Genomic DNA, 13,899 nt, shown 5'->3' on the forward strand with positions numbered 1-13,899 from the left:
TCATTAAAACGAGGCTTCGATCTCCGATCCAGTCTCGATTCTAACAACACCTTCCATGGCGTTGTCTTGGCTGCGTCAAACCGCCTTGAATAAATGTCCTTCCTAACCAAATAGGTATTCTAAAAAATTTCAGCGCAATATCGGATTGAAAAACAAAATCGCAGGAAATTAAACCCGCTTCGTTTGGTAAACACACCAACCATAAAGACCGAGCAGCACAGGAAAAGCCCAAAAAGAAAAAAACGAAATCACCAGAACCACAGTATAGGCCATGTCATTGGCGGTCTTTTCATCTTCCATGATGCCCCCCATGATGCGGAACACCACATGTTCAAGGTTCAAGGCCGTTAAAGCAAAAACAATCAAAGCCAAAGGCAACAGCAATGCAACAATATGCGCCATGCCCTTTAAGCCGCACATCACCCTCAAGAACCAAGCGTACAAAGCCACTCGCCAAATCGCCACAATACCAAGAAACCAAGCATTGGTCGCTGCTGCTGCTCCTAACGACATAAAACGCTCAACAGGAATGGCATACAAAATTGCTGGAGGTGCAGTTAAAGTGATGAACAACAAAACATTCTGATAAGACCAATTTTTCGGCTTCAGCGGCATCAATATAAAATAAAGCAAGAAAGCCAAAACGAACACGTAAGCAACCGAACCCAAACCCAAATACTGCCACAACTCAGCCCGGGGATTGTCCCAATAACGACCCATACCCGCCAACCAAGTTGTCAACAATCCAAACAGCAAATAAGCCTGCGCATGATCACGGAGATGCACTGACGGTTTTCTGAATGTCAGAAAACGGTACACGTTGTGTAAGAGTGTTTTAATCATGTGTTTATTTTACCGCAAGATGACTTAACCTTTCTTTAATTTTTGGTAGGGTGGGCTCCGCCCACCAGCACTTAAAGAGCACCTATATCAGCACCATAATTCCAGCTTTGTGGTGGGCGGAGCCCACCCTACCTTGCTGAATGTCAGGAAACGGAGTTCGTTTTGAAGTAGAGTTTTGATCATTGGGTTATTTTACTGCATTTAACAAATGGTTTTTGGTAGAGCAGGCTATGTTCACCGATATTTAAACCACCCCTTGTGACTCAACCAGGAATTATTGATTAAAAAAATAATCTGCAAACACCTCAGTCAGCTCTTCAGTTAGCTGTCTTTTTTTGATTTGAATGCTGTTTTTTTAACTACTAATCTGCCATTTGAACCCGCATCAATGGGCTCATGAGCATTTGTAACAACAGCTTTGTGTTTAATTGAATTGAGTCGGCCATGTTGATGGTGTATTTTTCCAATGCAGCAAGGGCATCGTCGTCATAGTACAGGCCATTGAACAATACCGCCTCAATTGCCTGGGTGTGTCTGATGTTGGCCAGTGGGTTGTTGTTCAAAATCACCAAATCAGCACGCTTACCCACATTCACACTACCAGTAACGCCATCAACACCGCTGAATTGTGCGGGCCACAGGGTGGCGGCCTGTAGGGACTTCGCAGCAGGCAAGCCAGCATCAACCAAATTTTGCATTTCCTGATGAACACTGAAACCACTGAACACCATCGTGTCAATGTTATCTGTGCCAACCAAAATTTTGACTTTGTTCTCGTGGGCTTTTTTGATTTGGGTTTTAGCCAGTTCATAGTAATCGTTGTGAACGAATCCGCCTTCTTTATCCAACCCTTTGCTGGCTCTTTTAACATCGGGTTGCCATATCAGGGTTTTGACCACTGTGGGGATGTATTGCATATGAACCTGATGATCAAAATCAACACCTCTGGATTGGGCACTCATGTTCAAAGTGGTTAAGGTGGGTACCCATGCGGTTTGGCTGCTGCCCATGTTTTGCATCAATTGTGTACATTTCCCTGGGTCTTGATTGTTGATGATGTCTCTGATTTTCTCGGCGTTGTAGGCTGAGATGGGATCCGACAATGACCTGAAAGATTCAATGTCTTTATAACACTCAAATGCAAACAAACGGCCATGTTCTATGCTGGCCATTTGACTTTCCAGGGCTTGTTCTAGCGAAATTTCAAGTGGTTTGTGTCCAGCCAGTTGTATGCCTTGTTCAGCCACAGCTTGAACCAACCAGCGGAATTGGTCAGCACTTAACTCACTATAGGTTTTAATAAAATCCACACCTTGTTGGGCATAAAACCTCGCCATTTGCTCAGCGTGATCATAAGATTTCAAGTGGAAAAAATCAGCAAAATTGGTAGGCACTTCATTACCTCCATTAGTCTGATAACTGCTTTGTTGGTAAAAAGCAGGAGAAACAGAATCTCCCTGATCTGCCATTTGAGTCCATCGCCTTCTGTCATCCGGGCATGCCCAATAAGAATCATCTTGTTCTAAACAGCCTGACATGTCACGTGCTGCTGTGACCCCATAACGGATAAACAAGGGGTGATGTAGGTAGGGTGATATCTTTAAACTGTGGGTGTGCATGTCCCACAACCCAGGCATGAGGTATTTCTCACTGCCGTCAATCAATCGATGACTGCTGAAGTCTTCAGGCTTCACTGTGGCATCAATGTGCTCAATAATTCCCCCTGTGATGACCACGTTTTGGTTTTTATTGATGCGTTCATGTATCACATCCACCACATGAATATCAGCAATAAACAGGTCACCTTCGTATGGTTTAACTTCAGGCTTTTTCAGTGGCATGAGGTAAAAATAAACTGCCAACAGCACCAGCAAAATTAATATCGACAGTATCCATAGACTGATTTTTTTTATAATTTTCATCATTGTATTGGGTTTCCTTATCTCTATTGTAGTTATGCAATGAACACATTCCACCGACGCACAGAAGTGCAGTGACAGGACCCATCGATGGCATGATGGAAGCCCTGTCAGAATTCCTTTTTGTTACATTTGTTCAATCAAATTTTGGGCTTCGGTCAATTCGGGGTTATTGGCCACCAGTTGGGTAAGTATGGTCTTGGCTTCTGCTTCTTGATTCAGTTTGAGGTGGGCTTTGGCAATTTGTAGATCAAGCTTAGGGTGTTTTATGTCTTTTTGAGCCAATTGCATCAAAGTCAAAGCCTGCTGGTATTCTTGTGCTGTTGTTGCAGCGGTGAAATACATGTAACCATACATGCCTATCATCTTGGGTTCGTAGCTGGCCGTATTGTTTTGGTATTGCTTGATTGCAGATTCTTTACCTTTCAATATATCCGCGACCAATTTCAATGTCAGGTCATCACTGTATTGGTTGCCGTTATTCGGTTTGATGCCAATGCTGGTCAGCAGCGCTTGGGCTGTATCGACAGTTGAGGTTGGGTTTTGACCGGTCACCAGACGTTCATCTGAAGCCACATGGCTTAACATCATAGGGCTGCTTTGAAATTTTGCCTTTCGCTCATTCAGCTTATCTTCTAACAGAAAATCAAAGTGTTTAACCCACTTTTTACCAAAGACTCGCTCTTCAGTGTTGGTGAAGCCATTGACCTTTTTACCTGTTACCAGATAGCTACCATCATCTAACTTCACATCAACCAATGCCGCAGGTCCATGACAAACAGCGCCCACGCTGCCACCGGCTTGATAAATATCAGCGATGATTTGTTGTAATGTTTTGTCATAGGGCAAATCAAACATGGCGCCCTTTCCACCAACGACAAAAATTGCAGAATAATCCCGGCTGTCGATCTCCGTAAATGCCAAAGTATCAGCCAACTGATTCATGACCTGAGGGTCTGCCAAAAAGGTTTGGTTAAAGTTTTTGTCGGCATCGTATTTATCTGCTTCTACTGCGCCACCTGAGGGACTGGCGATGTCCACAGAGACACCATTGTCACGGAACGTCAAATAGGCTTTAGCCAACTCATCAAATTCATAACCGGGTTTGGTTTGACCCTGGTCTTTGCCATAACCACTGAGCACCATCAAGATTTTATGATGCTGTAGAGCGATCTCGGCAGGGGTTGATTCTGCTGTGGCGTGAAATTGAGGACCGATAATCACGACCCATAAAGCGGCAAGCCATATACTTTTGCTTTTTTTGAAAGTGCATTTCATTGGTGTTCTCCTGAGGTAAAAAACAATCACTTTATGACGCCGCCTGTGAAACCATTGTTAAGTGCATTTCACATTCATTTCACACTTTTGGGTGTTAACTTTATGAAATCGCATATCTGGCCCTGTCAGCCTCATGGTGAAAGAATCAAAGGTTATAATCATGTTCATTCAAACAATAAAAACCTGTCATGTTGACCGTGACCACAAATGAGATCAGCCTAAAATGATACAAACTGAACAAAATCTATCCGTTTTAATCATTGAAGACCAGAGAGAAATAGCCCAAAACATCAGTCGCTATTTTGAACAATTGGGATACCTCACGGATTTCGCCTATACAGGCACACAAGGTTTAAATTTGGCCTTAGAAAACTATTATGACGTGATTATTCTTGATGTGATGCTGCCAGGTTTAGATGGTTTTTTGGTGTGTTCGGTGATAAGGCAGAAATCCAAAAGGCACATTCCCATCCTCATGTTAACCGCCAGAGACACGCTTGATGACAAAGTAGAAGGGTTTGAAAATGGTGCCGATGATTACCTGACCAAGCCATTTGAACTCAAGGAACTGCACATGCGTTGTTTGGCCTTGGCCAGACGCAACGGCTTCAATAAAAACAGTGTCATCACCATTGGTGACTTGTCAGTGGATTTACAACAGCAAACTGCTCACAGAGGCGGTGTTTTACTAGAGCTGCACGCCATGAGTTTTAAGTTACTGACAATGCTGGCCGAAGCTTATCCTCGTGAAGTGACCCGTTCAGAAATCCGCCAAAAACTATGGGGTGATGAACCCACGGAATCAGATGCCATACGCAGCCACATTTATCAATTACGCACGGTGCTGGATAAACCCTTTGATTATGCCATGCTAAAAACGCACCATGGCATAGGTTTCTCACTTCAAGCAGCAGATTGAATCATGCCCAGCAAATCAACCAGCCTAAAAAACATCATCATCCGTAACTTCATTGGATTCGCTGTGTTCAGTGCTGTACTGTTCAGCACGGTTAACTTTTTGATTGCCTATACAATCGAAGACCAATATTTCAATCTACACCTCGAAGCCGAAGCCGATCATTTATCTAAATACCATGCAGAACACGGGGTCTGGCCACCGCCAAGGTTTTCTTACATGACTTTTTATGCATCCAGTGCAGATTTTCCTGATGAAATCAGTCAATCTTTGGCCGAAGAACCACAGCGAGTAGAGTTCAAAGGCGAAGGTACGCGTTACTTTCACATCCACCGCTTTAATCAAGACAAAGGCCCCTTTTTAGTCTCCGAAGTCAGCGACATGCTGATGGTGCGTTCCCATACGCGCTACATTATATTTTCATTGGTGATGATCAGTTTGTTAGTCACTGTATTTGCCATATACTTTGCCTTCAGATTAGCGAAAAGAACCGCCAGACCGATGACTCACCTGGCAGACTCGGTGGCCTTGTTGAAACCCAATAAACTACCCAAAAAATTCCCATCCAATCAACCCGAGAATGAAGTCAGACAATTAGCAAAAGCGATTCAACAATTGATCAAACGGGTGACTTATTTCATCAGCAGAGAACAGCATTTTACACGTGACGTCAGCCATGAGCTCAGAACCCCTATAGCAGTGATCAAAAGCTCAGTCGAAGTATTGTTTCAACAAAGCGAGCATTTGAACATACAACAACGGGAAACACTCCGCCAGATTGATTTTGCTTGTGTTCAGATGGAACAAACGGTGGTGACATTGTTGTCATTGGCCAGAGAACAAACCCAAAAGACCACAACAGCCATAAAACTGCTGCCTTTGGTTGAGAAAGTGGTACTACAACAACAAAAATTTTTGAAGAATAAGCCTGTTGTAGTGCTCATTGACGTTAATGAAAGTACCGAATTACTGATGCATGAATCTGACTTGTTGATTTTGTTGTCAAATTTGATAGGCAATGCTTTTCAATACACCCAACAAGGAACGGTTACCATCCAAGCAGAAGACAAACAGTTGCACATCATAGATACAGGTCAAGGCATCGAAGAATCAATCCAACCACATGTCACAGAGCCACTGATGAAAGGCAGAAACAGTCAGGGTTTTGGCATCGGACTTTCACTGGTATCAAGGTTGTGTGAACACCAAAACATCACATTAAAAATCAAGACAAATGACCAAGGAACCCGTGTCAGCTTGATGGACCTTTCCACCAAATAAACACATACCTGTCATTGTTCTCTAACAGTTCAAATCATGTTCGAGCTGTGTTAAAACTCTTGATAAAATCGCTCTCTGAATGGTTTTTAAGATTTGGGTTTCAAATAAAATAAGACCTTCCTTTCGCACAGTCCGACCTGTATTGTTAATCTTTCTCACCATGCCTCAACGTCAAAACCTCAAAGCCCTCAGCGGTCACTGCGATGGTGTGTTCCCATTGGGCAGACAGCTTTTTGTCTCGGGTGACAACCGTCCAGCCATCGTTTTTCTGTTTAACCTTGGCTTTGCCCTGATTAATCATGGGTTCAATGGTAAAGACCATGCCTTCTTCGAGCACCAAACCTTGGCCGCTTTGGCCATAATGGAGCACTTGTGGCGCTTCGTGCATTTCGCGTCCGATGCCATGACCACAATATTCACGTACAACAGCATAACCCCTTTTTTCGGCGTGTTGCTGAATGGCGTGGCCAATGTCCCCCAATGTGGCACCTGGCTTAACGGTGCGAATACCGGCCCACATGGCTTGGTAAGTGCTGTCTACTAAACGCTTGGCCAAAGGGGAAACCTCACCAATCATGTACATTTTGCTTGAATCGGCGATGTATCCAGCCTGTTCCAAGGTGATGTCGATGTTCACGATGTCACCTGATTTAAGTTTTCGGTTGGTCACAGGGATGCCGTGGCAGACCACCTCATTGATTGAACTGTTGAGCACGTACTGATAACCGTACTGTCCTTTACTGGCGGGGCGTGCATGTAGCTGATTGATGATGTAATCCTCAACCCAGTCGTTGATTTCCATGGTCGAAACCCCAGCTGCAATGAAGCCATCGAGCTGTTCAAAAACCTGAGCCAACATGCGCCCCGATTCGCGCAACACATCGATTTCATCAGGTGATTTGATGTGAACCCTAGCCACTTTGCGCCTTCCGTATGTTTACGTTTGCCCGCTTCATTTCTTTGTCCATGATTTCGGTATAAGACAGGTTGGGGTTGGCCTCTGCAAGCATTCCAACTTTAATCCAATACGCTGCCTGCGCATTGATCGAACGGACCATCACTGTGCTTGCTTTGCGCAACTCAGTGTGTAAATCATCATCAATTTTAACAATACCCACAAGCGCTCCAATATATAAAGTGTATATGATTTGAATACACATTATATGCGCGCCATTTTTATTTACAAGCCTTGTATTGTCGCGATAGAATGATTCAGGCAGATATGTTAGGTAGTAGATACAGCATCACTTATTTTACCAATAACTGTTTTTGTTTGTTATCTTGTACAATCCAACAGAAATGTCATTGATATTTTCTAAGGCATTGTCTATATTCAACCCACTTTGATCAGAATAACTTTCCCTTTCTTGGCGAAAACTGTCTTGATTATCAGTGGCATATTCAACAGGTAATGGAAAGAAATCACTCCAGCATGGAGAATCATCGCCATTTCCATTTGAATGGTGATATCAAAGTATAAATTGAACGCTTTGTTATCTTCACCCCTAACGCTCATTTGGTCATCATTGATTAGCCACCTTTTCAAAGTTTAGATAATATCAGTGCTTTGATCGTCGCCTACCGCACCAATCATGACTTTATTTTTAACAAAGGTTTTGAATGACTTAATTTGGTTTATTTGTAAAAATTGAAGTTACCGGTGTGTTTTGATTGTTTTTTTTAAGAATATTAGAATATATTAAGTATAGGCACTTTTACCTTGCTGATGAAGTGGTCAATAATCGAATGTTAATTTTGGGGGAGTTTATGAGAATAAGATTTATTTTAATTTGTTTTTTAGTTCAATTTTTAAACCTGGGCATTGTAAGTGCTTCTATAGCAAATCAAAGCCAAATAGGCTTAAAAAAATCCAGTCATTATGATCAAACAAAATACGAGGCTGTTAAAAAAGGTCAGAGAGGCTGGACAGCTACTAACGCTAAACAAGGCTGGAAAATCAAATATGGTGTCGATGGTCAAACAGTACTTTCTTCTACTCATGAACAACAGCGATTTCACATTGGCATGCAATTAGAGGCATTGGGTTACGGTGAATTGGATAATGTCCCCAATAAACCATATGCCATCAGTTTCAATGATAAAAAATTGAACTACCATTGGAACAACAATCTGACCGAATATTGGACCAACACACCCTTCAGTACTGAGCAATGGTTTGAACTCAAACAACGGCCGAATTTAAATGTTCCCAGTGAACCATTACAGTTGAGCATAAAAGTGGACACGAATTTGGCTATGGTTCAACAAGGTAAACAACTGATATTTACAGATGGCTCGGATATCCGTATCCATTATAAAAAACTCAAAGTTTGGGATGCTACAGGACAAATATTACCTGCTGAAATGGAATTGATCGGTCAAAATGTTAAGCTGAAAGTTGATGATCAAAAAGCAATTTATCCACTGACTATAGACCCTCAGTTCGTACAGTCTCATTACATCAAAGCCAGTAATTCAGATTCTGGAGATAATTTTGGTAATGCCGTAGCGATTTCTGGAGATACTCTGGTTGTAGGAGCAATTGATGAAGATGGCGATGGCTCTGGTACTTTAGACAACTCGGTTCCTAATGCGGGTGCCGTTTACGTTTATATTAAAAGTGGCAATAATTGGGCTCAACAAGCTTATTTAAAGTCATCAAATCCGATTGCTAACGAACAGTTTGGATACTCTGTGGCCATCGAGGGCGACACTTTGGTAGTTGGCACTGGATTTAGTGAAGAAACGGCGTATGTGTTTACGCGTTCTAACGGCGTATGGTCAGAATCAGCGATACTGACAGCATCCAATTCAGAAAACTTTGATCTTTTTGGGTGGTCAGTGGCGATTTCTGGGTCAACAATTGCAGTATCAGCCATACAAGAGGACAGTGCTTCAACTGGTGTGAATGGCAATCAATCTGATGTGAATAACACAGCTGTTGCTTCAGGAGCTGTGTATGTCTTTGTCGAAGACAATGGTACTTGGAACCAGCAGGCATACATCAAGGCCTCCAACACCGATGCAGGTGATACTTTTGGATCGACTGTGATACTAGATGGAGACAACTTAATAGTTAGTGCGCCTTATGAAGCCAGTGGCGCAACCGGCATTAACAGCAACCAAAGCGATAACAGTGTCCCAAACTCTGGTGCGGCTTATGTATTTACCCGAACAGGAACCACATGGTCACAACAAGCTTATATAAAACCTTCTCAAACGCCCAAAGAATTTGGTCTTGCAATGGATATGTCGAATGATACTTTGGTGATTGGTTCAAGGTATTTTAATTCAGGGGTTGGTGGGTTCAATGCTGCAGTTTTTGTCCGTAACGGTAATGCCTGGTCAGAGCAAGCCATTATTGAAAATCCACAAATTCAATTTACCACTTCGGTGGTCATAGAGGGTAACTCGTTATTACTAGGCGATGCCAACAACAACAGCGGGTCAGTTGGCATAGGCGGAAACCCAGATGACACCTCAGAACCAAACTCTGGTGCAGTCTTTGCCTATCAATTTGAAAATAATTCATGGCAATCCAAAGCGTTTATCAAAGCATCAAACACAGGCGAGGATGATAATTTCGGAACAGCAATGGCAAGAGATGGATCAACCTTAATCGTAGGCGCTCCTCAGGAAGATTTGTCTGGCGCTGTTTATGCATTTGAATTAAGCCCTTTGATTGGCGGCGAGGTGCAAGGTTTAACGCCAGGTAATACCCTGACTCTGGTAAATAATGACAGTGAAGTTTTGTTCATTGATCAAGACGGCCTGTTTAACTTTGTGACTCCAGTTTTAAATGGCGAAGGCTATTCCGTTTCAGGCCTCTTAAATTTGCCCAATCAAACTTGTTTGTTAAGCAACGAAAGTGGCATAGTTGGAACTAATGATATCACTGATGTGGTTGTTGACTGTAACACCGAACCAGATACTGAAATTGATGTGTACCAAGGTTTAGAAGACACCAATTATCTGACCACAGATCCGGATGGGACAATAACCGGTGATATCAGTGATGATGGTACTTTAGCCAATGACTTCGATCTGGATAATGATAGCTTAGAAGTGCTGAACCCAGGAACTTATACCATGAACGGCATTGGTGGGTCATTGACCTTAAATACCGATGGAACCTTCACTTATGTGCCAGCCCCTGATGCTTTTGGTACAGCATTTTACGAATTTGAGGTGACTGATGGCGTGCAATCAGTAGAAGCCTTTTTAGTGATCGGCATCACATCAGTGAATGATGCACCCACTTTCAATGTCATTGGTGATGTGGTGGTTAACTTGTTTGATGTGTCGATGAACCCATTCATCGTGAATGACTTTGCAGAAAATATTGTCATGGGTCCAGCTAATGAATCGGACCAAAGCATCAAGGACTTTTTTGTGACCGTACAATCAGATAGCAATGGCATCATCTCAAGTATTGATATAAACAACAATAAAATGCTGTCTGTAAACTTTACCGGAAATTATGGTTCGGCCTTGGTTGATGTTGTGTTACAAGATGATGAAGGCACAGAAAATGGTGGTGCAGATGTGTCTATGGTGCAATCATTCCACATCACCCACACTGATGTTGTTTTCAATAATGGTTTTGAAGATTCGATCAATTTCAAGGTGTTTAGCGTATTGGCTTCTGTACAGTCAGTTCATTTTGGGCTGGATGCACCGATATATGATGAAATAACTGACAGTGTTGAATTTTATGGTGAGTTTTTTAGCCTGCATGGAAATTATCATGATGTCATCCAAGCCAATGCACTTGAGCAATGGATGAAAGAAGTTCTGATAGCGAAAGCACCCATGGAAGATTTCGATTCAGACGGAACGATTAATTTGTTGGATCAGAAGTCATTTTGAGTCATTAAAAAAACGAAAAGATGTTAAATTGAAAGTAAATCAATGGGGTCAGAAACGTTAAGCTGTTGTAGGGTACTGACCCCTCGTATATTTAAATGATTTTGACCAATACACAGTCAGTATTGGCGCTCGATTTGAATTCTAATTACAGCTGGATTAGTCGCGGCTTAAAAGGATTAAACCGCGACACATTTGAAAACAGGAAGCTTTACTGAATTATATATTCGTCTAATGTTTCGCTTAATGCGTTGTAATCGACACCTTCATTAAGCGGCAAGACAAAGCCTGCATCAGACACCCCATTACCATCCAAATCATCGTGATTTCCCAATGAATAATAATTGCCCAAAAAACCCAAGTAGCTGTTATTTTGGTATACATAACTGAGTTCTGTTTCTGAGTTCCAGTCATTGATGCTAATGGAATCACTACACATACCATTAACTGGAGGCAAAATAAATTCATTCAGATAAAATCGATTATTCCTAGAATACTTCATATCAAACTTGCAAAGTGAAGTGTCTGCATTTGATTCAAAGCGATTATTAGTTAATAAAAATGATTCAGTGTAGTTGAATGAAACTTCTCCCTCATTGTTGAGGAATAAATTATTCATAACTTGACTGTTTCTCATTCTGTCAATTTTCAACCCATACGCCGCATTACCAATGAATGTGTTGCCATCTAACAACAACCCGGAATGATTATAACCATTCACGCTCAAGCCCTGACCTTGATTGTTATTAAATGTATTATTTTCAATAACGATGTCATTGTTAAAATGTGTGAATGCACCATTATTTTCATTGTCATTAAAGTTGTTGTCATACACTTGAATATGATTCCCCCAATTAATTAATATACCGTACGCTTCGTTGTCATTACACTCATTTCCGACAACAATGATTTCTGAAGAATTGATGACATTGATTCCATCACTGATTTTATGCAGTGGTACCGGTACCTTAAAGTTTCGACTGCAATCATTGTTACTGATGGTCACATCATCTGATGACGCCACGGTCAGACCTGTTCTGAAGTTTTCATTCAAAGTATTACCATCAATTAACAGATTTGATGCCCACCTGACAAAAATACCATCATGAATTTTACCTTTAATTACATTGTCAACAAACTGGCTATCATTGGTGTGTTCTGCCCAAATACCATACTGGCCCCTGTGATCACATTTCAAGCCAGAAACAGTTATACGATCCGACTCCAAAATGCTAACATTCCAGTCATCAGTTTCATTATTTATGTTTACACCACAATCTATATTCAATGCTTGACCATCATGCGAACCGGTATCAAAAAAGATGCCCGAATCTAAGGCACTTCTCTGGCCCGTTAAATCAAAACCATTAATAACAACATTGGGTGATTGAATCCAAATGGTATGCTCCCCAATCAAACCTGTAATATTGGTCATTTCTGAACCATTTTTCGAATCAAGAATCACTGCCTTATCAATCACAAGCGCTTCATTGTAAACACCATCATTCACCAGTATTCTTTCACCAGGCAAAGCCGCATCTATAGCCGATTGGATAGTATTGAAAGCTTCTGGAACACGCAATGGGCCTTTTATGGTTAGGCTGTAATCTTCGACTTCACCCAGATCAAATCCGCCGCATACAGGTGCTGGCTGAAATATTCTCGCCGATATGCGCATCCTGGTAGTCAAATCATCATCAATACGCAAATCTGACAAATCAACTTGATTATTAACCATATTTTGACTCGACTCAGATAAAACCAGCTCATCTTCACTGAAAATGTGATCAGTGTTCAGGTCAATCCAAACTTGCCAATGTAAGGGATAGCCTTGAAAAGCCAACCCAGGTTCTAGATTCAGCGGGTTTAAGCCCACCTTCCACTCAATCACATGATCCGTATAATCCACATAGCCATGATAGAGGTGATCTTGGTCGTCCAATTGGCCTTGGTTAGCCCCAGCTGAATGATAAAAATCACCGCTACTGACAGACTCAATCCAAAAATAGTCGGCACTGTTAGCACCGTTATCACAATATAATTGTGCATAGCTTGTTGTTGTCATAGCCAAAAAGAATAAAGTCATGGCCGTAAAAGTATTAAAATTTAATTTCATAAAACTGCTCCCAAAATATAAAGAATTCTATGCACTCAAAAACACGTTGTACCTAATAAATAAACCAGTTAAACATCAGTGGTTCTTGATTAAAGTAAAAATGATGATTTAAACTTATTCAGAACTTATGGTTTTTTATGAATGCATAAAACTGTTGTCTTACATATATTTTAATTCATGCCTGTCTCAAAACATGAGAACCACACCAAATAAAAGTAAAATATATTCATTCACAAAATCACGATTAGAAACACAAGCTTACAGATAGTCTTGACAAAACACGCTTTCACCGTACCTGACATTTTTTAGACATTTCTTAATGTTTTTAGACCAAAAACATCGCTAAAACTTGATTTGGTATTCTCAAAACATGCATGTCCTAGATTAGTTTAGTTAGAAAGTTAAGACATTAAGGAGCGTTCTGTTAATTTGAGGTTTACTACAACCTCTGTTGATTATCTGGAAGGAAATATTCACTCAAAAGCCTCAAAATGATGTTTTTATTGGACAAATATCATGACGCCTACATGGATGTAGGTGTGTAATGGTCTAATAAACTCGGACATATTCTTAGCCTATATAATACAAGAAACAGAGGTTAAAAAATGTCAAAGAAGCAAAGATTATCATTTACGGTTGAACAACGTCGTGATTATGCGAAGTTGATGGTTGAAGAAGGC

At 41.3% G+C, this 13,899-nt stretch carries 10 protein-coding genes; 3 read left to right on the plus strand and 7 right to left on the minus strand.

Annotated elements, in window-relative coordinates:
• Positions 1-168: 168 nt before the first annotated feature.
• The 3 genes from FET73_RS12640 to FET73_RS12650 all read right to left on the minus strand — a co-directional run bounded on the left by FET73_RS12640 (position 169) and on the right by FET73_RS12650 (position 4,040).
• Positions 169-843: a hypothetical protein gene (locus FET73_RS12640; protein WP_154224327.1), complete on the minus strand. Its 675-nt coding sequence runs from the start codon at positions 841-843 to the stop codon at positions 169-171.
• 362 nt (positions 844-1,205) lie between these two features.
• Complete coding sequence (locus FET73_RS12645) at positions 1,206-2,765, minus strand: amidohydrolase family protein (RefSeq protein WP_179952275.1); 1,560 nt, start codon at positions 2,763-2,765, stop codon at positions 1,206-1,208.
• 123 nt (positions 2,766-2,888) lie between these two features.
• Positions 2,889-4,040 (minus strand): DJ-1/PfpI family protein, encoded by a 1,152-nt coding sequence (locus tag FET73_RS12650; protein ID WP_154224329.1) that lies wholly within the window; start codon positions 4,038-4,040, stop codon positions 2,889-2,891.
• 223 nt (positions 4,041-4,263) lie between these two features.
• On the opposite strand from FET73_RS12650, the gene FET73_RS12655 reads away from it, so the two are divergent.
• Positions 4,264-4,959 carry a response regulator transcription factor gene (locus FET73_RS12655; protein ID WP_154224330.1) on the plus strand — a complete coding sequence of 232 codons (696 nt, stop codon included), beginning with the start codon at positions 4,264-4,266 and terminating at the stop codon, positions 4,957-4,959.
• Between the two features lie 3 nt (positions 4,960-4,962).
• Positions 4,963-6,237: a sensor histidine kinase gene (locus FET73_RS12660; RefSeq protein ID WP_154224331.1), complete on the plus strand. Its 1,275-nt coding sequence runs from the start codon at positions 4,963-4,965 to the stop codon at positions 6,235-6,237.
• 145 nt (positions 6,238-6,382) lie between these two features.
• Here FET73_RS12660 and map read toward each other — a convergent pair whose 3' ends face one another.
• From map to FET73_RS12675, 3 genes are all read right to left on the minus strand, one after another.
• Entirely contained in the window at positions 6,383-7,156 is a 774-nt protein-coding gene (gene map / locus FET73_RS12665; RefSeq protein ID WP_179952276.1) for a type I methionyl aminopeptidase, read from the minus strand.
• Positions 7,149-7,355, minus strand: a complete 207-nt coding sequence (locus FET73_RS12670; RefSeq protein ID WP_179952280.1) for a TA system antitoxin ParD family protein — start codon at positions 7,353-7,355, stop codon at positions 7,149-7,151. The genes map and FET73_RS12670 overlap by 8 nt, the downstream gene beginning before the upstream one ends.
• A gap of 215 nt (positions 7,356-7,570) precedes the next feature.
• Positions 7,571-7,753 carry a hypothetical protein gene (locus FET73_RS12675; protein ID WP_154224333.1) on the minus strand — a complete coding sequence of 61 codons (183 nt, stop codon included), beginning with the start codon at positions 7,751-7,753 and terminating at the stop codon, positions 7,571-7,573.
• A 251-nt stretch (positions 7,754-8,004) separates the two neighbouring features.
• Here FET73_RS12675 and FET73_RS12680 point away from each other — a divergent pair, with 251 nt between their 5' ends.
• Positions 8,005-11,106, plus strand: coding sequence for an Ig-like domain-containing protein (locus FET73_RS12680; RefSeq protein WP_179952277.1), 3,102 nt, complete (start codon positions 8,005-8,007; stop codon positions 11,104-11,106).
• Between the two features lie 208 nt (positions 11,107-11,314).
• Here the strand turns inward: FET73_RS12680 and FET73_RS12685 are convergent, their stop codons facing one another.
• Positions 11,315-13,219 carry a right-handed parallel beta-helix repeat-containing protein gene (locus FET73_RS12685; RefSeq protein ID WP_154224335.1) on the minus strand — a complete coding sequence of 635 codons (1,905 nt, stop codon included), beginning with the start codon at positions 13,217-13,219 and terminating at the stop codon, positions 11,315-11,317.
• Positions 13,220-13,899 lie beyond the last annotated feature (680 nt).

It is taken from the genome of Marinicella rhabdoformis (assembly GCF_009671245.1).
GTDB lineage: Bacteria > Pseudomonadota > Gammaproteobacteria > Xanthomonadales > Marinicellaceae > Marinicella > Marinicella rhabdoformis.